Annotated in this window: 21 protein-coding genes and 2 pseudogenes; 14 read left to right on the top strand and 9 right to left on the bottom strand. The window is 69.0% G+C overall.

Annotation, left to right across the window (positions count from 1 at the left end; translation table 11 throughout):
• Window positions 1-60: 60 nt before the first annotated feature.
• The 7 genes and pseudogenes from AC5592_RS21380 (at window position 61) to AC5592_RS21350 (ending at window position 5,865) form a co-directional block, all read left to right on the top strand.
• The gene (locus AC5592_RS21380; RefSeq protein WP_036504813.1) at window positions 61-897 is read left to right on the top strand and encodes a lytic transglycosylase domain-containing protein; all 837 of its coding nucleotides are present in this window, start codon (window positions 61-63) and stop codon (window positions 895-897) included.
• 65 nt (window positions 898-962) lie between these two features.
• The gene (locus AC5592_RS21375; RefSeq protein ID WP_036504784.1) at window positions 963-2,099 is read left to right on the top strand and encodes an Mrp/NBP35 family ATP-binding protein; all 1,137 of its coding nucleotides are present in this window, start codon (window positions 963-965) and stop codon (window positions 2,097-2,099) included.
• A 119-nt stretch (window positions 2,100-2,218) separates the two neighbouring features.
• Window positions 2,219-2,335: pseudogene (locus AC5592_RS21370) on the top strand (MarR family transcriptional regulator); the annotation flags it as partial.
• 166 nt (window positions 2,336-2,501) lie between these two features.
• Window positions 2,502-2,843: pseudogene (locus AC5592_RS21365) on the top strand (DivIVA domain-containing protein); the annotation flags it as partial.
• Between the two features lie 1,058 nt (window positions 2,844-3,901).
• Window positions 3,902-4,474, top strand: coding sequence for a DNA-3-methyladenine glycosylase I (locus AC5592_RS21360; RefSeq protein WP_083871198.1), 573 nt, complete (start codon window positions 3,902-3,904; stop codon window positions 4,472-4,474).
• A gap of 179 nt (window positions 4,475-4,653) precedes the next feature.
• Window positions 4,654-4,821 carry a DUF3117 domain-containing protein gene (locus tag AC5592_RS21355; RefSeq protein ID WP_064902036.1) on the top strand — a complete coding sequence of 56 codons (168 nt, stop codon included), beginning with the start codon at window positions 4,654-4,656 and terminating at the stop codon, window positions 4,819-4,821.
• A 141-nt stretch (window positions 4,822-4,962) separates the two neighbouring features.
• Window positions 4,963-5,865, top strand: coding sequence for a putative RNA methyltransferase (locus tag AC5592_RS21350; RefSeq protein WP_083871200.1), 903 nt, complete (start codon window positions 4,963-4,965; stop codon window positions 5,863-5,865).
• A gap of 233 nt (window positions 5,866-6,098) precedes the next feature.
• Here the strand turns inward: AC5592_RS21350 and AC5592_RS21345 are convergent, their stop codons facing one another.
• Entirely contained in the window at window positions 6,099-6,956 is an 858-nt protein-coding gene (locus tag AC5592_RS21345) for a sigma-70 family RNA polymerase sigma factor (RefSeq protein WP_063065257.1), read from the bottom strand.
• Window positions 6,957-7,044: 88 nt separating this feature from the next.
• Here AC5592_RS21345 and AC5592_RS21340 point away from each other — a divergent pair, with 88 nt between their 5' ends.
• The gene (locus tag AC5592_RS21340) at window positions 7,045-7,530 is read left to right on the top strand and encodes a DoxX family protein (RefSeq protein WP_084506976.1); all 486 of its coding nucleotides are present in this window, start codon (window positions 7,045-7,047) and stop codon (window positions 7,528-7,530) included.
• Here AC5592_RS21340 and glgA read toward each other — a convergent pair.
• Window positions 7,506-8,663: a glycogen synthase gene (gene glgA, locus AC5592_RS21335; protein WP_063065255.1), complete on the bottom strand. Its 1,158-nt coding sequence runs from the start codon at window positions 8,661-8,663 to the stop codon at window positions 7,506-7,508. The two genes, AC5592_RS21340 and glgA, sit on opposite strands and share 25 nt — an antisense overlap.
• 171 nt (window positions 8,664-8,834) lie before the next feature.
• Here glgA and glgC point away from each other — a divergent pair, with 171 nt between their 5' ends.
• The gene (glgC, locus tag AC5592_RS21330; RefSeq protein ID WP_036504821.1) at window positions 8,835-10,049 is read left to right on the top strand and encodes a glucose-1-phosphate adenylyltransferase; all 1,215 of its coding nucleotides are present in this window, start codon (window positions 8,835-8,837) and stop codon (window positions 10,047-10,049) included.
• A gap of 26 nt (window positions 10,050-10,075) precedes the next feature.
• Here the strand turns inward: glgC and AC5592_RS21325 are convergent, their stop codons facing one another.
• The 5 genes from AC5592_RS21325 to AC5592_RS21305 all read right to left on the bottom strand — a co-directional run bounded on the left by AC5592_RS21325 (window position 10,076) and on the right by AC5592_RS21305 (window position 14,535).
• The gene (locus AC5592_RS21325) at window positions 10,076-10,324 is read right to left on the bottom strand and encodes a hypothetical protein (RefSeq protein ID WP_036504790.1); all 249 of its coding nucleotides are present in this window, start codon (window positions 10,322-10,324) and stop codon (window positions 10,076-10,078) included.
• Between the two features lie 129 nt (window positions 10,325-10,453).
• A complete protein-coding gene (locus tag AC5592_RS21320; protein ID WP_084506974.1) occupies window positions 10,454-12,112 on the bottom strand; it encodes an ABC transporter permease in 1,659 nt (552 codons plus the stop codon).
• On the bottom strand, window positions 12,109-13,071 hold the full coding sequence (locus AC5592_RS21315; protein WP_063065229.1) for an ABC transporter ATP-binding protein: 963 nt from the start codon (window positions 13,069-13,071) through the stop codon (window positions 12,109-12,111). Before AC5592_RS21315 ends, AC5592_RS21320 begins: the two co-directional genes overlap by 4 nt.
• Window positions 13,072-13,095: 24 nt before the next feature.
• Window positions 13,096-13,749, bottom strand: coding sequence for a TetR/AcrR family transcriptional regulator (locus tag AC5592_RS21310; protein ID WP_036504791.1), 654 nt, complete (start codon window positions 13,747-13,749; stop codon window positions 13,096-13,098).
• 147 nt (window positions 13,750-13,896) lie between these two features.
• The gene (locus AC5592_RS21305) at window positions 13,897-14,535 is read right to left on the bottom strand and encodes an O-methyltransferase (protein ID WP_086006960.1); all 639 of its coding nucleotides are present in this window, start codon (window positions 14,533-14,535) and stop codon (window positions 13,897-13,899) included.
• A 383-nt stretch (window positions 14,536-14,918) separates the two neighbouring features.
• Between AC5592_RS21305 and sigE the strand changes: the two genes are divergently transcribed.
• The 5 genes from sigE to AC5592_RS21280 all read left to right on the top strand — a co-directional run bounded on the left by sigE (window position 14,919) and on the right by AC5592_RS21280 (window position 19,020).
• A complete protein-coding gene (sigE, locus tag AC5592_RS21300; protein ID WP_036504827.1) occupies window positions 14,919-15,557 on the top strand; it encodes an RNA polymerase sigma factor SigE in 639 nt (212 codons plus the stop codon).
• 65 nt (window positions 15,558-15,622) lie between these two features.
• The gene (locus AC5592_RS21295) at window positions 15,623-16,012 is read left to right on the top strand and encodes an anti-sigma factor (RefSeq protein WP_036504793.1); all 390 of its coding nucleotides are present in this window, start codon (window positions 15,623-15,625) and stop codon (window positions 16,010-16,012) included.
• On the top strand, window positions 15,997-17,571 hold the full coding sequence (locus tag AC5592_RS21290) for a S1C family serine protease (RefSeq protein ID WP_051024939.1): 1,575 nt from the start codon (window positions 15,997-15,999) through the stop codon (window positions 17,569-17,571). Before AC5592_RS21295 ends, AC5592_RS21290 begins: the two co-directional genes overlap by 16 nt.
• A gap of 9 nt (window positions 17,572-17,580) precedes the next feature.
• Entirely contained in the window at window positions 17,581-18,045 is a 465-nt protein-coding gene (gene tatB / locus AC5592_RS21285) for a Sec-independent protein translocase protein TatB (RefSeq protein WP_036504795.1), read from the top strand.
• Between the two features lie 138 nt (window positions 18,046-18,183).
• The gene (locus tag AC5592_RS21280) at window positions 18,184-19,020 is read left to right on the top strand and encodes a hypothetical protein (RefSeq protein ID WP_063065228.1); all 837 of its coding nucleotides are present in this window, start codon (window positions 18,184-18,186) and stop codon (window positions 19,018-19,020) included.
• On the opposite strand, the gene AC5592_RS21275 is transcribed toward AC5592_RS21280, so the two are convergent.
• Both AC5592_RS21275 and folP read right to left on the bottom strand, forming a co-directional pair.
• A complete protein-coding gene (locus AC5592_RS21275) occupies window positions 19,021-19,944 on the bottom strand; it encodes a glucosyl-3-phosphoglycerate synthase (protein ID WP_083871204.1) in 924 nt (307 codons plus the stop codon).
• Entirely contained in the window at window positions 19,941-20,819 is an 879-nt protein-coding gene (gene folP / locus AC5592_RS21270) for a dihydropteroate synthase (protein ID WP_084506972.1), read from the bottom strand. The genes AC5592_RS21275 and folP overlap by 4 nt, the downstream gene beginning before the upstream one ends.
• Between the last annotated feature and the right edge of the window lie 37 nt (window positions 20,820-20,856).

Raw genomic sequence — 20,856 nt, 5'->3', positions numbered from 1 at the left:
GTAATCTGATCTCGTTGTGTCACGAAAAGCTCACAGCGAGCATTGGAGGGTCACCACATCGTGGGACGTCACCGTAAGCAGCCGGCCACCCCTGTCCGGCGCGGATCCGTTATCGCTCTGACCGGCCTCGTCCCCGCGGGACTCGTGGCTGTCGGCGCCTCCGCCGCCGAGGTCAACACCGGCGAATTCACCGCTGTGGCGCTGCCGCAACACACTCCGGATGCTCAGCAAGCCGTGGACCAGCAGGCCGCGCCGGACGAAATGATGCGCGCCGCAAAGCATCCCGGCCCGCCGATCGTGAAAACCGTTGCGCAGCCGGAAGGCCGGGTCGCCGCGGATCTGCCGCCGGGGCCCAACGGTCTGCCGGGCATCGCCTACGCGGCCTACCAGAACGCGGAACGCGTTCTGGCCCAGGAGCAGCCGGATTGCCATATGCCGTGGTCGGTGCTGGCCGGTATCGGACAGGTCGAATCGCATCACGCCTACGGCAAGGCCGATTCCAAGGGCGTCGCGCTCGATCCGATCTACGGCCCCGTCCTCGACGGCAGCCTGGCGGGCAACAACGTCGTGCACGCGACCGGTGACGATCTCGACGGCGGTATGCACGGTTTCACCCGCGCGGTCGGCCCGATGCAGTTCCTGCCCGAGACGTGGCGCAAATACGCCGGGGACGGCGACGGCGACGGCATCGCCGATCCGCAGAACCTGTTCGACGCCGCCCTGACCGCCGGCAACTACCTCTGCTCGGGCGGACTGGATATGTCGGATCTGTCGCAGCAGTCCAAGGCGATCATGCGCTACAACAACTCGATGGCCTACGTCGCCAACGTGATGGCGTGGGAGGTCGCGTACCGGACGGGTGTGGCGCCCAAGCCCAGCCAGCTGCCGCGAATCTGAGCCGGACGGTAGCCGGCCAGGCTGCCCCGAACGGCCCCGTCGCCACGGTCGCTAGACTCACCGCTATGCCAGTGGTTACGGAAACGGATGTGCGGGGCGCGCTCGCGAAGGTGGACGACCCGGAGATCCGCAAGCCGATCACCGAACTCGGCATGGTCAAGAGCGTCTCGGTCCGCGACGACAGCAGTGTCCACGTCGAGATCTACCTGACGACCGCGGCCTGCCCGCTGCGCACCAAGCTCACCGAGATGGTCACCAAGGCGGTGGCCGATGTGGCCGGCGTCGGTGCCGTGACCGTCGACCTCGATGTGATGAGCGACGAGCAGCGCACCGAACTGCGCAAGCAGCTGCGCGGCGACTCCGCCGACCCGGTGATACCGTTCGCCCAGCCGGGGTCGCTGACCCGCGTGTACGCGGTCGCCTCCGGTAAGGGCGGCGTCGGAAAGTCGAGCGTCACCGTCAATCTCGCGGCCGCGCTCGCCGCGCGCGGTCTGTCGGTCGGCGTGCTGGACGCCGACATCTACGGCCATTCCGTACCGCGAATGCTCGGCACCGACCAGCGGCCCACCCAGGTGGAGCGGATGATCATGCCGCCGGTGGCGCACGACGTGAAGGTCATCTCGATCGCCATGTTCACCCAGGGCAACACCCCGGTGGTGTGGCGCGGCCCGATGCTGCACCGCGCGCTGCAGCAGTTCCTGGCGGACGTGTTCTGGGGTGACCTGGACGTGCTGCTGCTGGACCTGCCGCCCGGCACCGGTGACGTCGCGATCTCCATCGCGCAGCTCATTCCGAACGCGGAGATCCTGGTCGTGACCACGCCGCAGCCGGCCGCCGCCGAGGTCGCCGAACGCGCCGGTGCCATCGCCCTGCAGACCCGGCAGCGCATCGCCGGTGTCGTGGAGAACATGTCGTGGCTGGATCTGCCCGACGGTTCCCGCATGGAGCTCTACGGTTCGGGCGGCGGCCAAGCCGTTGCCGACCGGCTCACCCGCGCGGTCGGCGCCGAGGTGCCGATGCTCGGCCAGATCCCGATCACCCAGGAACTGCGCGAGGCCGGCGACGAAGGCACCCCGATCGTCCTGAGCGACCCGGAAAACCCTGCGGCACAAGCGCTTCAGGGCATCGCCGACAAGTTGGCGGTGCGCCGCCGCGGGCTGGCGGGCATGTCGCTGGGCATCGACACCACCCGGCACCTGTAGGCGAGCCCCCACCGCGCTCGCTCAGCGGGTTCCGGACACCACCGATGCCGCGCCCCGCGCTGACCCAGCACGGGTGAGGACCGTCATCACCGCCATCGGCCGGGCGGTGTCCTCACCCAATGCACGTGCTCACCACCCCGGGCACCACGGTGACCGAATCGGCCCGCCGACTGCGTATGCGGCACAGCAATGTGAGCGCGGCGGTGCGAGATCTGGTGGCCCGCGGGCTCGTGATCCGCGAACCGAGTACCGAGTACCGAGGATCGGCGGGTGAGCCTGCTGATGCTGGCCGCGCTCGATCACGTGCTGCGCGACGAACAGCGATCCGGTCCTCGAAGTTGATCACACCGACTCGCCACAGCTGCCGGGCTCGCTGTCGGTGTCGCCACCTAAGCTCGACCTATGCTCACGCTGCTGTTGTACGTGCTCATCGTCGGCTTGGTGGCCGCGTTGCTGTTCCTGGTGGCCAGTGCGGTGTTCGGGCGCGGGGAGGAATTGGGTCCGCTGCCGGAGGGCACGACGGTGACGGTGCTGCCCACCGCGGGGATTCGCGGCTCGGATGTGCGTGCGTTGCGATTCCAGCAGGTCTTCCGGGGGTACAAGGCGGGCGAGGTCGACTGGGCGCTGAGCCGATTGGCCGCACGGATCGACGAGCTGGAACTCCAGCTCGAGCGCAACCGCGTCGCCACTCCGTCCGCCGCCGGAGAACCGGAAACCTCAGCGGCGCAACCGAATACGGGAAGCACGCTGCCGCCCACGGACACTCCCCCGGCCGCCACCAACGGCACGACCACCAACTTCAGCACCGGAACCTTCTTCGGCGGCGCCCCCTTTGCCGGTCCCGGCAGCGCGACTCCCAACGGCATAGTCGGGCCGACTTCGGCCGGTCCGGGCACCCCGGCTGTCGGCGCCCCCTTCGGCGGTCCCGGCGGCATGAGTCCCACCAGCCTCGGTGGGCCGGCTTGGGCTGGACCGAGCACCCCGACTGTCGGCGGCGCTCCCTTGGGCGGTCCCACCGGCGCGACTCTCAACGGCCTGGGCGGGCCGGCGTCGGCCGATCCGGGTAGCCCCGCGTTCGGCGCTCCGGCGGGTCCGGACAACACCGCTCTCGGCGGTCTGGCCGATCCAGGTAACCCGGCCCTCGGTGGACCGACCGGTCCGACGTCCATCGGTCCGGTCGATGGCTTCGGCACCGGTTTCGGTCCCGGGCCGGGCTTCGCTTCCGGGGCGAGCCTCACTCCCGAAGCGGGCCTCACCGCCGGGCCCGGCGTCGCCATCAGCGGAGGTTTCGGCAACCTCCCCATCGGGCCGGGGACGCCGACCGGCACCACCTTCCCGGTGGCCGGCTATTCGGCGAGCGGATACGCACCGGCCACCGGCACCACCCCGACCGTCCCGGGCCCCGGCACTGCCACGCCCACCGGGTCCACCGTCGGTGAGCCGGGCAGGATCGGTCAGGCCCACAACACTCTCGGCAGTGTCGTTTCACCGCCCGGTGGCGTCACTTCACCGACCGATGCCACCGCGCAGGCCGCGGTACCGGCTCCGGGATCGGTCCAGCACGGGACCACCCCGCAGACTGCTGCAGGGGGTGACGCCGTGGCGCCGACCGGTTCGGCGCCCGAACACCGGCCCGGCTCGGAGCCCACGACCGAACCGAAAGCGGCCGGAACCACCGGTTACATCGCCGCCCCGGGACCGGAACAGAACACCGGATTCGTCCCGGCGACGGAGGCATCCGCGACGGGGTGGGCGCCACCGCCGTTGCCGGGCGATCCCCCCACATCCGCCGGAGGACTTCGATGAGCGTCGCGGCGGTAGTGGACGACGGGAAGGTGCGGTGCGGCTGGTCGCAGTCGTCGCAGCTCTACCGGGATTATCACGACACCGAGTGGGGCCGGCCACTGCACGGGGACGACGCGCTGTTCGAGCGGATGTGCCTCGAGGCATTCCAGTCGGGGCTGTCGTGGATCACGATCCTGCGCAAGCGGCCGGCGTTCCGGGCGGCGTTCGCCGGATTCGCCATCGACCGGGTGGCCGAATTCGGGGACGACGACGTGGAACGGCTGCTGGCCGATCCAGGCATCGTGCGCAATCGCGCCAAAATCCTCGCGTGTGTCGCCAATGCCCGGGTTGCGCGGGACCTGAGCCCGGGGCTGGACGAGCTGCTCTGGTCGTTCGCGCCGCCGGTTCGCCCGCGTCCGCGCGCGCTGTCCGACGTGCCCGCCGTCACACCCGAATCCGTAGCTCTCGCAAGAGAACTCAAGAAGCGCGGGTTCCGGTTCGTGGGGCCGACCACGGCCTACGCATTGATGCAGGCGACCGGAATGGTCGATGACCATCTGGCCGATTGCTGGGTCGATCTGCGGCGTTGATCGCGCGCCACGCCGGTCGGTTTTCGAACTCAGGTACCCGGCCGGTTCGCTGATAAGGAAGAATAGGCGTGGTGCAGCCCACCGGACATGCCTGTCGTGTCCGGCGGCTGCCTGTTGGTGACAACACATTAGTTCCGAGAAGTGCGCAGCAGACCGCGCGGATCTGGAGGGAGCAGAGGATGGCGGCCATGAAGCCCCGCACCGGGGACGGTCCCCTCGAGGCAACCAAGGAAGGGCGTGGAATCGTCATGCGGGTTCCACTCGAGGGTGGCGGGCGTTTGGTCGTCGAGCTCACGCCGGAGGAAGCGGCAGCTCTCGGTAAAGAGCTCACCGCGGTGACCAGCTAGCCGCTCGACCCAACGAAATACACCGGTGATGAAATTGCCGGCGCGAACCCGCGCGCGCAGATCCGGCCGGGTCACCGGCCGGATCTGCGCCCGTCGCGGCGGCTACCCCGACCGGGCGGCCGTATCCGCCCGCTGGATCACATGAACGGTCCGGACCACGAGGCGCGCGAAGCGATCCCCGGCCGCACGCCGAGGACGCCCACAGTCCACGCCACGCCCCTGGCGGCGATCGCATCCGCGGTGGCCTGCCCCGAATGCCGGGCGGGCGTCGTGCTCCGGGATCGGCGCCTGGTGTGCGAGTCCGGCCACAGCTTCGATCTCGCCAAACAGGGCTACGTCAGCCTGCTGACCGGCGCCGCGACCAAAATGACCGGCGATACCGCGGACATGCTGGACGCCCGGGCCCGGTTCCAGAGCGCGGGCCATTTCGACCCGATCGCGCGCGCGACGGCCGAGGCCGTGGCGGACGGCGCGCCGACCGGCACGATTCTCGAAATCGGCGCCGGCACCGGTTTCTTCCTGGCGGCCGGGCTGACGGCCGCCCCCGCCGCGCACGGCATCGCACTCGACGTCTCGAAACCGGCGGCGCGCCGGGCCGCTCGCGCCCACCCGCGTGCGGCATCGATACTCGCCGACGTCTGGCGGGGGCTGCCGATCCGGGACCGTGCGCTCGACCGGGTGCTGTGCGTATTCGCGCCGCGCAATCCGGCCGAGGTCGCGCGGGTGCTGCGCCCCGGCGGCACTTTCGTCGTGGTCACCCCCACCTCACGCCACCTGGGTGAACTCATCGCCCCGCTCGGTATGGTGGGCGTGCAGACGGACAAGGACGCGCGCCTGACCGACGCCCTGTCCGCCGATTTCCGTCGCACCGGAAGCGTCACGGTGGAGTACGACATGCCCCTGGACCACGCGTCGATCGCGAATGTGGCCGGTATGGGCCCGTCCGCGCACCACGCCGCCGAATCCCGCAGCGACCTGATCGCCGCCCTCCCGGAGACGATGTCGGTCACCGCCTCGGTCACGGTCACGGTCTACCAGCGCTGATCGTTCTCGCCGACGAGATCCACCGGATGTCCGGCCAGTCGGCCGACAGCGTGATCGACCACCCGCTCGCGACGGTGGTCAGCGGCTGCCCGCCCGCTCGGCACGATAGGCCGCCGCCCGCTCGGCAGGATGGTCGGCGTCCGCCCACCCTGGCCGCGATGGTCAGCGCCCCGGTGTGAACGCGGGACGAGCTGAGTTCCGGACACAGCGGCCCATCGGCGACCCACATGCCCTCACCGGAAGAAAGCCGCCACCCGCTCCCGGTCGGCATAGACGTAGATCTCCGCGATACGACCGCCGGTCACCGTGAAGGCGATCAGCACCCCAGGCTTTCCGTCGAACCTGATCACCGCGCCGGCGGCGCCGTTCACCAGCACCGGCCGTACGTCCGAGGAGGGCCGCGCGAACAGCAGTGCACGACCGGCCGTCTCGTGCGGGCCGTGGATCTCCCAGCCGCCTCCCGCACCGGCGTCGGCGCGCAGCACGATCTCCGGGGCCAACTGCGCCACCAGAGCCTCGAAGTCGCCACCACGAGCGGCCGCGAAGAACGCGTCCACCACCGCGCGCTGGTCCCCGAGGCCCCCTTCGGGTATCGGCGCGGCGCGCAGCCGACGCCGCGCGCGGCTCGCCGATTGCCGTGCGGCGGCGGGGGTTCGGTCCAACAGGGCGGCGATGGGATCGAACGGCACCGCGAAGATGTCGTGCAGGACGAAGGCGACACGTTCGGCCGGGTCCAGCTGTGACAGCACCCTCTGCATCGCCAGGCTCACCGAATCCGTCAGCAGCGCTTGCTCTTCCGGTCCCGAGCGGTGATCGGCGACGAGCAGCGGATCCGGCAGCCGGGCACCGCTCGGATACTCCGGCCGAGACCGCCTGGCGCGCAACAGATCCAGGCAGGTGTGCGCCACGGCCGTGGTGAGCCAGGCATCGATATTGCCGACCGCGCGGGGCGGGCTGCGATGCACGCGCAGCCAGGTCTCCTGAACGGCGTCCTCCGCATCGACCGCCGAGCCGAGGATGTGGTGTGCGAGCGCCCGCAGTCGCGGCCGCTGGTCGTGCAGCCGTTGCAGGGCCTGTTCGCGCTCGCTCACGCCGGTCACATCCTCGCCACGCGCTACGCCATATCAAGTGCGGCCATATCAAGTGCGACAACTCACCATAATCAGCCAGGAGGCAGCCATGCGCAGTCTTTCCCGCTCTCAGCCGGTCCGTACGGCCACGTCGACCCGCCCCACGGGACGCTTCTTCCGCCGCGAACCGGCGCCCGTCGGCCGTTACCGCACCGTCGGCTATCGGGTCGCGACCGTCGCCATCGTCGCCGAGGCCGGGGTGGGTGGCGTCTGGGATCTCGCCCGCATCCCGTTCGTGACCGATGTGGTCACTCATCTCGGATATCCGCGCTATTTCCTGGTGTTGCTCGGCGCGTGGAAGCTCCCGGCCGCGATCGTGCTGGCCGCTCCCCGGCTCCCGCTGTGCAAGGAATGGGCTTATGCCGGAACGTTTTTCGTCTACACGGGTGCCATCGCGTCGCATCTGATCACCGGCTACGCCCGCGCGGAAGTCGCGGTGCTGAGCGCCATGACCCTGCTGACCGTCACGTCGTGGGCACTGCGGCCCGCCGACCGGTGCCTGCCCGGCCGTCAGCCCTTGCGGATGCGGTCGTAGAGATCGGTGGTGCGGGCGGCGACCTTCGCCCAGCTGAATTCGGCCGTCGCGCGCGCCCGCCCGGCCGCCCCGAATCGCGCCGCGGTCTCGGCGTCACCGGCGAGGTCGTTGACCAGGTCGGCGAGGTCTCGTTCGAAGTCGCGGGGCGCCTGCGGGTCGTAATGGGCCAGCCGCCCGGTCTGCCCGTCGGCGACCACCTCCGGAATTCCGCCGACATCCGAGGCGACCACCGCGGTGCCGCAGGCCATCGCCTCCAGATTCACGATCCCGAGCGGCTCGTACACGGAGGGGCAGATGAAAACGCTTGCGGCCGAAAGGATCTGGCGCACCTGTTCGGTCGGCAACATATCGCGGACCCAGAACACCCCGCCGCGCGTCGCGGCGAGTTCGCGCACCGCCCTGGCCGCCTCGGCCTCCAACTGCGGGGTATCCGGGGCGCCGGCGCAGAGCACCAGCTGAATCCCGGGATCGATGTCGCGGGCCGCGGCGAGCAGGTGAGCGACTCCCTTCTGCCGGGTGATGCGGCCGACGAACGCCGCGATCGGCGCATCGTCGCGCACTCCCAGTTCCGCGAGCACATCGCGGGCCTCGGGCACCGGACCGCCCGGAAACCAGGCCCGGGTGTCGATCCCGTTGTGCACGACGTGTACTCGCGCGGGGTCGACGGTCGGGTAGGCGTCGAGGACGTCGCGGCGCATACCCTCGCTGACCGCGATCACCGCATCGGCATTCTCCATCGCCGTCCGTTCCGACCACGACGACAACCGGTAGCCGCCGCCCAGCTGTTCGGCCTTCCACGGCCGGCGTGGCTCCAGCGAATGCGCGGTCAGCACATGTGGGATGCCGTACAGGCTCGCCGCCAGATGCCCGCCCAGCCCGGTGTACCAGGTGTGGGAGTGGACCACGTCGACGGCGCCGACGGCATCGGCCATCCGCAGCTGTGCCGACATCATCTGCAGGGCGGAATTGGCCGCATACAGCATCGGGTCGGGCTGGTGCACCACCGCGTCGGCGCGGTCGGCGCCCATACAGTGCACGGTCACCTCGCACAGCCGGCGCAACTGCGGGACCAGTTCGGTCACGTGCACGCCTGCCCCGCCGTACACCTCGGGGGGATATTCGCGGGTCAACATCGCGACCCGGAGCAGGTCGGGGCCGGCAATCGATATCGGCTCGCGGTCGCCATCCGCGAAACTCACCGGTCCAACCTAATCGGTGCGCCCTCGCCTCACCACACCTGCCCGGCCACGCCGGAGTGAACCGGCATCGGACACGCCGTGGCCTGGGACGGTAGGTTGAATTCCGTGAGGAGCCAGCCGCACGTACTCGGAGTAGTGCTAGCCGGTGGTGAGGGCAAACGACTCTTTCCCCTCACCAAGGACCGCGCCAAGCCGGCGGTCCCGTTCGGGGGCGCCTACCGCCTGATCGATTTCGTCCTCTCCAATCTCGTCAACGCCGGTTATCTGCGCATCTGTGTGCTGACCCAGTACAAATCGCATTCTCTGGACCGGCACATCTCCCAGACCTGGCGGTTGTCCGGGTTCGGCGGCGAATACATCACTCCGGTCCCGGCCCAGCAGCGGCTGGGACCGCGCTGGTACACCGGCAGTGCCGACGCGATCATGCAATCGCTGAATCTGATCTACGACGAGGACCCCGACTACATCGTGGTGTTCGGCGCCGACCACGTCTATCGGATGGATCCCGAACAGATGGTGGCCCACCACATCGATTCCGGTGCGGGGGTGACCGTGGCCGGAATCCGGGTGCCACGCAGTGAGGCGGGCGCTTTCGGCTGTATCGATTCCGACGAATCGGGCCGCATCACGCAATTTCTGGAGAAGCCGGTCCATCCGCCCGGCACCCCCGATGATCCGAATGTGACCTTCGCCTCGATGGGCAATTACGTCTTCACCACCAAGGTGCTGGTCGACGCGATTCGCGCCGATGCCGACGATGTCGATTCCGATCACGACATGGGTGGCGACATCATTCCGGCGCTGGTCTCCCAGGGGCAGGCCGGTGTCTACGACTTCGCGCGCAACGACGTTCCCGGCTCAACCGACCGCGACCGCGGCTACTGGCGCGACGTCGGCACCATCGACGCCTTCTACGCGGCGCATATGGACCTGGTCTCGGTGCACCCGATCTTCAATCTCTACAACAAGCACTGGCCCATCCGCGGCACGGCGGAGAATCTGGCGCCGGCGAAATTCGCGCAGGGCGGGCTGGCCCAGGAGTCGATCGTGGGGGCGGGCAGCATCCTGTCCGCGGCGACGGTGCGCAATTCGGTGCTGAGCTCGAACGTGTTCATCGAGGACGGGGCGACCGTGGAGGGCAGTGTGCTGATGCCCGGAGTCCGGATCGGCCGCGGCGCGGTCGTGCGGCGCGCGATCCTCGACAAGAACGTGATGGTCGGCGAGGGCGAGATCATCGGCGTCGATCTGGACCGCGACCGCGAGCGGTTCGCGGTGAGCAACGGCGGCGTGGTCACCGTCGGCAAGGGCGTCTGGGTCTGACCCGCGAACTTCGACGCTGCGGAGCCTCAGCGGCCCGGCATCGGATACTGCGGCGGCGGAGCCGGTTCGGTGACACCCGGACTCTCCGGCGTGTAGCAGAACGGCGCACAGGTGCCGTGCGGCACTCTGGGATATCTCGCCGGATCGTCGAATTTGTCGTCACTGACCAGCAACATCACCAGCAGGGCCACGAAGACCGCCGCGCCGAGGCTGACGAGAGCCAGGACCAGCCACCCGCGCGGCGCGACCTCGATCAGGATTCCGCGCTCGTACACTCCCCGCCTCCCGGTACCGCCGAATTACCCACTGTGCCAATGGTATCGGCTGGCGGGTGATCCCGGCCACGGGAAAGGCCGCCCGGCGCTCCGGAACGGGAGCGACCGGGCGGCGAAATAGCCTGCGGATCAGCGCAAATCGCGTCGGCGCCAGCCCACGAGACCGACCGCGGTGATCACCGCCGCGAGCACCAGCAGCACGATCACCGGCACCGCGCGGAAACCCTCCGCCGGCAGTTTCGGCAGATGACCGTAGGGGTTGAGGTCCAGAACCCATTGCGGCATACCGGAGATCGAGCCGAGCAGATAGATCGCCACGCCCGCGGTGAACACTCCCCACGCCACCGGCGTCCAGCGCGGCAGCAGTCCGAACAGCAGCACCGTGATCGCGGTGAAGACCCACACCGCGGGAATCTGGATCATCGCCGCGCCGAGCGCCTCCGGGAACTTGGCGCCCATATCCGATGCGGCGATCCCGTAGGCCAGGCCACCGATGACTCCGGAGACGAACAGCGCCACCACCGGGCCGCCGAAGGCGAAGATCAGATGACTTGCGGCCCAGCGGATTCGGCCGACCGCGCCGGTGAGCACGGTTTCGGCGCGATCGTCGCTCTCCTCCGCGTACATGCGCAGCGCGGCCGAGATCGAGAAGGCCGCCGCGCCCAGTCCGACCATCGAGAAGGCGGTGTTCAGGAAGGCCTGCTCCACTGCCTGCGAACCGCCGAGCCTGGCGATGATGTCGCGAACGGTCTGGCTGGAGCCGATCTCGTCACCGATGCCGTGGACCACGCTGCCGATGATCAGACCGTAGAGCGCGAGCCCGACCGTCCACGCCACCAGGGTGCCGCGCTGCAACCGCCAGGCCAGCCCGAACGGCCCGCTCAACAGGGCCGATCCCGCCGGAGGACCGGGCCGGTCGGCGATCAGTCCGGCCCCCAGGTCGCGCCGCCGCAGCAGCGTATAGGCGACCGCGATCAACACCACGGTGGTCACCACGTGCAGCAGCAGCACCCACCAGCGATCTCCCGCGAAGGGACGGACCTGCAGCGACCAGCCCTGCGGGGACAACCAGGTCAGGATGTCGGCAGGACCGTCTCCGGCGCGCGCGTCACCGATGGCGCGCAGGGTGAAGGTCACCGCGAGTACCGCCAGGGCGATGCCGCGGGCCAGTCGCGCGCTCGCGCTCAGCTGCGCGGCGACCGCGGCCACCGCCGCGAAGACGATGCCCGAAGCGGCCAGCGCCGCGCCGAAGGCCAGCGAGCCGTCGAACGGCACTCCCGACGAGGCGATGCTCAACGTCGCGACGATTCCGACCGCCACGCAGGCGGCACAGGTCAGCAGGAGGGTGGCGGTCAGGGCGGCGAAGCGGCCCATCCGGGTCGAGGCGAGCAGCTCCTCGCGTCCGGTCTCCTCCTCGGCACGGGTGTGCCGGATGACGGTGAGGATGGTGGCGATGCCGATCAGGGTGTAGAACGCTCCCGGTTTCCACGCTCCGGCCGCACCGAGACTGGTGTTGTAGATCGGGCCGTACAGCGCCAGCTGCGCCGGGCTGGACAGGATGGTGTGCGCGAAATTCTGCAGATCCGCCGGTGACGAGTACAGATTCTTCACGCTGGAGAAGTAGACGCTGCCCAGTGGCGCCGAGAACAACAGCACCCACAGCGGCAGGACGATCCGGTCCCGCCGCAGGTACAGCCGCAGCAGCCGGCCGGTGCCGGTGAAATCCGCAGCGCGAGCGAAGGATTCGGTGAAACCGCCGTGCGGGCGGTCGAGGGTGGCGGTGGTCATTTCGTCGCCTCGCTCAATGCCTGCCCGCCCCGCGCGGCAGTGTGTGCCGACCGGCGGGCTTCGTCCGGCCCGTCGCCGTCGAGCGAATAGTGGCGCAGGAACAGCTCTTCCAGCGTCGGCGGCTGACTGACCAGGCTGCGCACGCCGGCGTCGCCGAGCACGCGGATCAGTTCCCCGAGATGTTCGCTGTCGACCTGGCAGCGCAGCGTGTGGTCCTCGATCGTGACGTCCTCGACGCCCGCGATGGCGCCGATATCGCCCGGGTCGCCGACGAGTTCGGCCGTGATCGCCGTGCGGCTGAGATGACGCATCTCGGCCAGGGTGCCGCTCTCCACGGTCTTGCCGGCACGGATGATCGTGACCCGATCACACAGCGCCTCCACCTCGGAGAGGATGTGGCTCGACAGCAGCACGGTGGCGCCACGCTCGGCCGCCTCCCGCGCGCAGTCGCGAAAAACCTGTTCCATCAACGGATCCAGGCCCGAGGTCGGTTCGTCGAGCAGCAGCAGGCGCGCGTTCGAGGAGAAGGCGGACACGAGGGCGACCTTCTGCCGGTTGCCCTTGGAGTAGGCGCGCGCCTTCTTGCGCGGATCGAGTTCGAAGCGCTCGATCATCTCGGCGCGGCGCCCGGTATCGATTCCGCCGCGCATCCGCCCCAGCAGATCGATCGTTTCCCCGCCCGACAGCGACGGCCAGAGCGTGACATCGCCGGGGACGTAGGCGATATCGCGGTGCAGGTCGACCGCATCGGTCCACGGGTCGCGCCCGAGCACCCGCGCCTGCCCCGAGGTGCGTGCCAGGATGCCGAGCAGAATGCGGATGGTGGTCGACTTGCCGGCCCCGTTGGGCCCGAGGAAGCCGTGCACCTCCCCCTCGGCGACCTCGAGGTCGAGGCCGTCCAGGGCGCGTACCGATCCGAAATGCTTGTGCAGCTTCCGGACCTCGATTGCCGATGACATCGAATCTCCTTGTGAGATATGGGTTCACATTTCGGCGAGCAACGAGTCGAGCACCGAGGAATCGGTGAACAGGCCGTGGGTGTTGGCCTCGATGGCCGGCAGCACCATCTGGTCGGCGTACTCGCGCAACGCTTGTCGAAAGTCGAGCTTTCCTTCGTGGCGGGCGGCGTAGAGCTGCAGGTAGAAGAAGAATCCCCCGCCGTTCTGCACCGCCAGATAATTCGCCGTCGCCGATACGTCCCTGGGCCGGCGCAACGTGCCGGCCGCGATGCCGACCTCGAGATAGGACTCCACATCCGCGCGCATCTGATCGAACAGCGAGGTCATCAGCGTTCCGCCGGCCTGGAAGCTGCGCATCAGATATGCGGTGTAGGGCGCGAACTCCTCGATCTCGGCGAGGGCCTTCAGGGTCGAAGTCGGCGAGGGCTGCTGGACGTATTCCGTCTTCGCGGCCCGAATGACGGCACGTACGTGCTCGTCACACGCCTCGCGCAGGCCGTCCTTGGAACCGAAGTGGTGATTGACGAGTCCGGGCGAAACCCCCGCCGCCTTGGCGATGGCCCGCACCCCGACCCCGAATCCCTCTTCTCCGAAGACGACGATCGCCGCGTCCCGGATCCGGGCGGGCGTGCTCAGATCCGAGGCGGATCCTTCCGGTACGGCTGCTCCCTTAAACACATGTTCAATATACTAAACACTCGTTCAATCCGCACGCAAGACTCGGCACACACTGAATTTCGGCGATCGAATGCGCAGGTCGGCAGCGTCCCGCGAGTTAATTTCGGGGCCGGCGGGATCGAGCCGCCGGGTGATCGCGAGCGGTGATCAGCCGCGCGAGGCGCAGAGCAGGCCGTCGCCGACCGGGATCAGCACGCTGGTCAGGTCCGGATCCTCGGCCACGGCCCGCGTCGCCGCCCGCACCGCCTGGGTCGCGGCGTCGCGCTGCGCCGGATCTGGCACCCGCCCACCCAGCAGCGCGTTGTACATCAGCACCGCCCCACCCTCGCGCAGCAAACGTACGGCCTGCTCGACGTACTGCGGATGTTCGAGCGGCGCCGCATCGATGAACACCAGGTCGTAGGCGCCGTCGGCGAGCCGGGGCAGCACGTCCAGAGCACGGCCGTTGATCAGCCGGGTGCGCGCGGGGGCGATATCGGCCGCGCGGAAGGCGTCCTTGGCCGCGCGCTGATGTTCCGGCTCGGAGTCGATCGTGGTCAGCGTGCCGTCCTCGCGCATGCCGTCGAGCAGCCACAGGCCGCTGATGCCGGCGCCGGTGCCGACCTCGACCACCGCCCGCGCGCCGAGCAACTGGGCGTACATGCTGAGCAGCGCTCCCACCGACGGCGGCACCGGCGCGGCGCCCAGTTCGGTGGCCCGCTCCCGCGCCGCGATGAGGATCTCGTCCTCGACCACGGATTCCTCCACGTAGGCGAGGTTGCGCTGCAGGGCCGATGCCGCTGGGATGTGGCTCACGAATATGAGGCTAACGGCGGGGCAGTCCGGGGGCGCGACGACGGCCGGTGTTTTTCTCAGGTGTCCCTCAGCCTCCCCATACCACCGGCACATCGGGAACCGCCAGAGTAATGACCAAGCAAGGGCCGGCCGACCGTCGGACGGCGCCCGGGAACACCGGACTCAGGTTCGCGGTTGTACCCGGTACGCGACGACCACCAGTCGTCGTGCGCCTGCCACGGTCCCGAGTAGGAGGTCACCCCATCCACAAGGTCGATGCGGCGCGCGAGTACGCCACCCTGCCCGAGTCGAGTCTGCCGATCGGCGTCTCGGCCGACTACGAGTTGCCCGGTGCCGCTCGTAGCGATGCCCGTACCGAAGCCGGGGCCGACGTCCTGAACGGCGCCGACTTCGACGATACCGAAGCCGTCGCGGTCGATGCCGCGGACGACGATGCGCTGAGTGGCACCGCCGCCTTCGACGCCACCGGCGACCGCACCATGATGCCGTCCTGGGACGAACTGGTCCGCGAGCACGCCGACCGGGTGTACCGGCTGGCCTACCGCCTGACGGGTGACCCGCAGGACGCGGAGGACCTCACCCAGGAGACGTTCATCCGGGTCTTCCGCTCGTTGCAGAACTACCAGCCCGGCACGTTCGAGGGCTGGCTGCACCGGATCACCACGAATCTGTTCCTGGACATGGTTCGCCGGCGCAACCGCATCCGGATGGAGGCGCTGCCCGAGGACTACGACCGGGTGCCGTCCGAAGGTCCCGGCCCCGAGCAGGTCTATCACGATGCCCGGCTGGATCCGGACCTGCAGCGGGCGCTCGACGCGCTGGCGCCGGAGTTTCGCGCGGCCGTCGTGCTGTGCGATATCGAGGGTCTGTCCTACGAGGAGATCGGCGCTACCCTCGGGGTGAAGTTGGGTACCGTGCGCAGCCGTATCCACCGCGGCCGTCAGGCGTTGCGGGAATACCTTGCGCATAATGGTTCTCAGCAGCGGTTCGCCGCTGAGGAGAAAGTCGGGTAAACAGCGGTGCAGCGCCGCGGCCGTGCCCGGCGAAGCTGCAGTCCGTCGGAAGGGTGTGCATCCGTATGACCGGCGAGGGTCGATTCGCCCCCACCGAACACCTGGCCAATGAGGCCGTCGTCGCGTATGTCGACGGCGAGCTGAGAATGAACGCCTATCTGCGCGCGGCCGAACATCTGTCCCGCTGCCCCGAATGCGCCGCCGAGGTCGAGGCGCAGCAGCAGGCCCGGGTGGCATTGCGCCGGGCGGCACAGATGCAGATTTCCGCGCCGACGGACCTGCAGGACACGCTGAGCCGAATTCCGTTGGCCGACCTCACCGGTAGTAGCACCGACGATATGTCGCGTGGCGCGAGTTTCCTCGGCCTGCGGGCGGATTCGTTCCGTTTCGCCTCCTCCTCGAATCGAGAAATGGGATTCGAGAGCAGGCGGTGGACGGGATGGTGGCGCAAGTAGAGTTTGCGAACGTGACCACCGAATCGACGCCGTCCGCTTCATCGGATTCGGCGGCCAGGGGGAACCTGAGGCCGTCGGACGCGCCCGTGCTGGGGCCGCGCCCGGTGTACCGCCCGGATATCGATAAACACACCGCCCGCGCTTTCCGCCGCCCCGAGGGGCAGGCCGGATCTTTCGCTTCGCATACCCAGGCCGCGCCCGCGCCGCGCCACGACGCTCCCGAATTGGTCAATCGCCCGCCGGACGCGGTGCTCGCCGAGGCCTTCGGACGGCCGGCGGGTTCCGACGAGCTCCTCCAGCGCGATCCCGAGGCCGGGGCCGACACGCCCGATCCGAGCGCCCCGGTCGATCCGTGGCGCGATCCCGCGGCCGCGGCCCGGCTCGGCGATCCCGCCATCCACACCCCCGCCCCACAGCCGCTGCCGCCGGGCGTCAAACTCGGCGCCCGCGAGGTGCTGTTCGGCGGCAAGGTCGCGCCCAAGGCCCTGGCGATCCTGGGTGTGGCCGCATTGATCATCGGCGTGCTCGGCGGCCTCGTCGGCCGGTTCACCGCCGAGAACACCGGAGCGCTGACTTCGCGCAAGATCGCGCTGCAGCAGGAGAGCAATACCGACAAACCGCACAGCCAGGTCGCCAAGGTGGCCGACGCGGTGCTGCCGTCGGTCGTCTCGATCCGCGAGACCGTCGGCGACAACGGCGCCCTCGGTTCCGGCGTGGTCATCGACGGCAACGGCTACATCGTCACCAACAATCACGTCATCTCGATGGCGGCGCAGGACAAATCCGGGCGCGCCAAGATCCAGGCCACCTTCTCCGACGGCACCAGGGCCCCGGCCCAGCTGGTCGGCCGCGACCCCAAGACCGACCTCGCGGTGCTGAAGGTCGACGTCAAGAACCTCACCGTCGCCCGGCTCGGGAAGTCGGGCGATGTGCAGGTCGGTGACGATGTGCTGGCCATCGGATCGCCGCTGGGCCTGAGCAAGACCGTCACCTCCGGCATCGTCAGCGCGCTGCACCGCGCGATCCAGGAGAGCCCCGAGGCCGGCGACGACACCGCGGGCGCCTTCGACGCCGTGCAGACCGACGCCGCGATCAACCACGGCAACTCCGGCGGCGCCCTGGTCGACGGCGAGGGCCGGTTGATCGGCATCAACACCGCCATCCGCAGCGAGAGCGGCGGATCGGTCGGCCTCGGCTTCGCGATTCCGGTGGATCTCGTGCAGCGGGTGTCGCAGACCCTGATTCGCGACGGTGTGATGTATCACCCGTGGCTCGGGGTCAGCGCGAAGACCAAGCAGGTCGAGAACGACGTCATGAGCGGCGCCGCGGTGGCGGATGTGGTCGGCAACAGCCCGGCGGCCAAGGCGGGTATCGCCGAGGGCGACGTGATCGTCAAGGTGGGCGATCGGCAGGTCACCGAACCGGCCGAACTCACCGTCGCCGTGCAGTCCCATCAGATCGGCGAGACGGTGAATTTCCAATTGATCCGCGACGGCCGCCAGGTCGATGTGCCGGTGACGCTGGAATCCGATAAGAACGCCCCGCAAGCACCCCAGTAGCCTGGTCTTATGTTCAATATCGGCTGGCCCGAGATGGTGATCCTGGTGGTCGCCGCGCTGGTGATTCTCGGCCCGGAGCGGCTTCCGGGGGCGATTCGCTGGACCGCGCAGAGTCTGCGTCAGGTCCGCGACTACGCCTCCGGCGCCACCAGCCAGCTGCGCAACGATCTCGGACCCGAGCTCGACGAACTGCGCAAACCTCTGGAAGAGCTCAACGAACTGCGCAAACCACTCGAAGGTCTGCGCGGGATGACGCCGCGGTCGATGGTCACCAAACATCTCTTCGACGGTGACGATTCGCTGTTCACCGGCACCTTCGGCGGCGCGAATCCGGGTAACGGTTCGTCCGGCAATTCCGCGACCTCACAGACCGGCACGCCGAATTCTGTGACCCCACCCAATTATTCGGTGCCCGAACCGCCGAAACCGCTCGACCGCAACGAGAAACCGCCGATCGATTTCGACGCCACCTGATCGAAAAGCACTGATAGTCCCCGTACGGACCGCCCGGTCCGGCCCAAATGCCCGGTGTGCTCGATTGATTCGCCGCAGACGGCGGATTCGTCAACCGGACTAGACACATCCGGCTGTCGAGCTATCTAGACTTCGCACATGTCAGCCGACGAGGTGGCACGGGTGTTCGCGATCGAAGACAAGGTCGAACGTCTCAAGGCTGCCACCGAAGGGGTCGCGGCGGCCCAGCAGACCATCAACGAGCTCACCCGCATCCGCCGAGCGGTGATCAGAGAGCTGCATGCCGAGGGCTGGACCTTCGCCAGGATCGGTGCGGCAGCGGGACTTTCACGCGCCCGGATTCACCAGGTCAGTACCCAGGGGCCGGTACCGGAAGGGTTGTTCTTCGGGCACGGACCGCTCACCGTGCTGACGCCTGATCTGCGCGCGGTCACCCGTGCCACGCCGTTGATCGGCGCGCCGGATGCCGCCGCGCCGCACCGGTTGGCGGAACTGTTGCGACAGCTGGGATTCACCGTCACGGTCGAACGGTTCCTCCCCGGGCGCCCGGTGGATCTCGACCGTGAGGGCCTGATCGTGCTCGGCGGGCCCGAATTGTCGCCCAGTCTGCGCTATCTGGTCTCGGCCGACCCGCGACTGCGCCGGACCCTCGCGCGGGCCGGGCGAGTGCGCCGCGCGATCGAGGACCGGGCCGCCCGGCGGATCTACCGGCCGGGCGGCACCGAACCCTTCGACATCGCCTATCTGGCGCGCCTGCCCCGCCCGGACGGGCGCGGGACCATTCTCGTCATCGACGGCCTCCATCCGCCCGGATCACTCGGCGCGATACGGCTTCTCGGCACCCGGCTGGCGACCCTGCACGAGCGCGCCGACACCCGGGCCTTCTCGGCGGTGATCGGCGTCCGCTACGACCGCCACACCGGCGAACCGATCGAGGTGGATCTCCTCACGCCGATCTACCGCCACGAACGGTGATCAGGCCGCGACTTCGGTGGGACGCAGGGTGTTCATCGGCGGCCGATCCGCCAGGTGCACATCCGTGCTCAGCGCGGTGAATTCCTCACCGATGAGCGGGAATTGCGTCAATGCCGCACCGGAGTCGCGAATTCCGCTGCGCCCCAGCACGGTTCCGAGAATCTGCCGGCTCATCACGCCAAGGTCCGACAGCGGACGATTGCGGTGCGTGCGCACGCCCAGATTCACCTGGCCGATCGCCGAGAGGCCGAGCATGTCGAAAGTGTCCAGCAGCAGGCCGATCTCCACACCGTAGCCCGGCGCGAACGGCACCGCGGTCAGCAGTTCCCGCGTCCCCGCGTACTCACCGCCCAAGGGCTGCAACACCTTCGACAGATCCGGCCGCAGCGCGGCGAGCAGCGGTCGCGCCACCAGTTCGGTCACCCGGCCGCCACCGTGCTGCTCCACCGCCGCACCCTGGCGCAGCGGACGCCGGTAGTAGGCCTTCACCAGATGCATACCGTCCACGGTCAGCAGCGGACCCAGCAGTTTCGGCACGAACATCGGATCGGGATCGATCAGATCCGAATCGACGAAGGCCACCAGATCGCCGGAGGTCGCGGCCAGTGAGCGCCACAGCACCTCCCCCTTACCGGGAACCGGCTCCAGTTCGGGCACGGCCTGCTCACGGGTGACCACCTGCGCCCCGGCCGCCCGTGCCCGCTCGGCCGTCGCGTCCACGGAGCCGGAATCCAGCACCACCAATTCGTCGACCAGCGTGCCGAGCAGCGGCCGGATACTGGCCACCACATCGGCGACCGTGCGTTCCTCGTTCAATGCCGGCAGCACCACCGAGACGGTGCGCCCGTCCTTCGCGTCGACCAACTCGTCGATCGCCCACTGTGGTCGATCCCACGTATGCGTGGCAGTCCAATCGAACGTCATACCAGACCTCGCAAGGTTCGTGCGGGGGGCCGGATGCCCTGAATCGCCGCGATCATGTCCACTACTCGCCGGGTTGCGGCGACCTCGTGAACTCGGAAGACCCGGGCGCCGGCCGCGGCCGACCACGCGGTTGCCGCCAATGTCCCCTCCAATCGCTCGGAAAGTCCGACACCAAGAGTCTCTCCGATGAAATCCTTATTGCTCAGCGCCATCAAGACAGGCCATCCGGTATTTACAAGAATGTCCACGGCCCGCAACAGTTCGAGCCCGTGGTAGGTGTTTTTCCCGAAATCGTGGGTCGGATCGATGAGGATCGCGTCCGCGGCGACCCCCGCCGCGCGCGCCGCCTCGGCGGCCCGGACCAGGGTATCGGTGACCTCGGACACCACATCGGCGTACCGGACCCGATGCGGCCGGGTGCGCGGTTGAGCGCCGCCGGTGTGGCTGCACACGATCCCCACCCCCAGTTCGGCGGCCACGCCCGCGAGCTGCGGATCCGCGCCGGCCCAGGTGTCGTTGATCAGATCCGCGCCCTCGGCCACCGCCGCTCGCGCGACCTCGCTGCGCCAGGTGTCCACACTGATCAACAGGCCGGGATAACGCGCGCGGATGGCCGCCACGAACGGCACCACCCGCCGCGCTTCCTCCGTGGCGTCGACCTCGTCCCCCGGACCGGCCTTCACCCCGCCGATGTCGACCAGATCCGCCCCCTCGGAGACCGCGCGGGCCACCGCGGCCATCGCGGCGTCGTCGGAGAAGGTGGCTCCCCGGTCGTAGAAGGAATCGGGGGTTCGGTTGACGATCGCCATCACCAGCGCCCGATCCGTCGCCACCGGCTTACCGCACAGGGTGGACAGCGGTGACGCAGAACTCATGGTGGTGAGTCTAATTGCCGGGGTCTCGGCGCCCTCC

The organism is Nocardia violaceofusca NBRC 14427 (assembly GCF_963869435.1).
Taxonomy (GTDB): Bacteria; Actinomycetota; Actinomycetes; order Mycobacteriales; family Mycobacteriaceae; genus Nocardia; species Nocardia aobensis.
Note: the sequence above shows the minus strand (reverse complement) of the source record. Positions and strands in the feature narration are given on the sequence as shown.

Excerpts from the sequence above, each read along its gene's own strand:
- AC5592_RS21375 (WP_036504784.1), top strand. The coding sequence starts at position 963 with ATGCCAGTGGTTACGGAAACGGATGTGCGGGGCGCGCTCGCGAAGGTG.
- AC5592_RS21360 (WP_083871198.1), top strand. The coding sequence starts at position 3,902 with ATGAGCGTCGCGGCGGTAGTGGACGACGGGAAGGTGCGGTGCGGCTGG.
- AC5592_RS21355 (WP_064902036.1), top strand. The coding sequence starts at position 4,654 with ATGGCGGCCATGAAGCCCCGCACCGGGGACGGTCCCCTCGAGGCAACC.
- AC5592_RS21350 (WP_083871200.1), top strand. The coding sequence starts at position 4,963 with ATGAACGGTCCGGACCACGAGGCGCGCGAAGCGATCCCCGGCCGCACG.
- AC5592_RS21340 (WP_084506976.1), top strand. The coding sequence starts at position 7,045 with ATGCGCAGTCTTTCCCGCTCTCAGCCGGTCCGTACGGCCACGTCGACC.
- glgA (WP_063065255.1), bottom strand. The coding sequence starts at position 8,663 with ATGTTGACCCGCGAATATCCCCCCGAGGTGTACGGCGGGGCAGGCGTG.
- AC5592_RS21320 (WP_084506974.1), bottom strand. The coding sequence starts at position 12,112 with ATGACCACCGCCACCCTCGACCGCCCGCACGGCGGTTTCACCGAATCC.
- AC5592_RS21315 (WP_063065229.1), bottom strand. The coding sequence starts at position 13,071 with ATGTCATCGGCAATCGAGGTCCGGAAGCTGCACAAGCATTTCGGATCG.
- AC5592_RS21295 (WP_036504793.1), top strand. The coding sequence starts at position 15,623 with ATGACCGGCGAGGGTCGATTCGCCCCCACCGAACACCTGGCCAATGAG.
- AC5592_RS21290 (WP_051024939.1), top strand. The coding sequence starts at position 15,997 with ATGGTGGCGCAAGTAGAGTTTGCGAACGTGACCACCGAATCGACGCCG.
- tatB (WP_036504795.1), top strand. The coding sequence starts at position 17,581 with ATGTTCAATATCGGCTGGCCCGAGATGGTGATCCTGGTGGTCGCCGCG.
- AC5592_RS21280 (WP_063065228.1), top strand. The coding sequence starts at position 18,184 with ATGTCAGCCGACGAGGTGGCACGGGTGTTCGCGATCGAAGACAAGGTC.
- AC5592_RS21275 (WP_083871204.1), bottom strand. The coding sequence starts at position 19,944 with ATGACGTTCGATTGGACTGCCACGCATACGTGGGATCGACCACAGTGG.
- folP (WP_084506972.1), bottom strand. The coding sequence starts at position 20,819 with ATGAGTTCTGCGTCACCGCTGTCCACCCTGTGCGGTAAGCCGGTGGCG.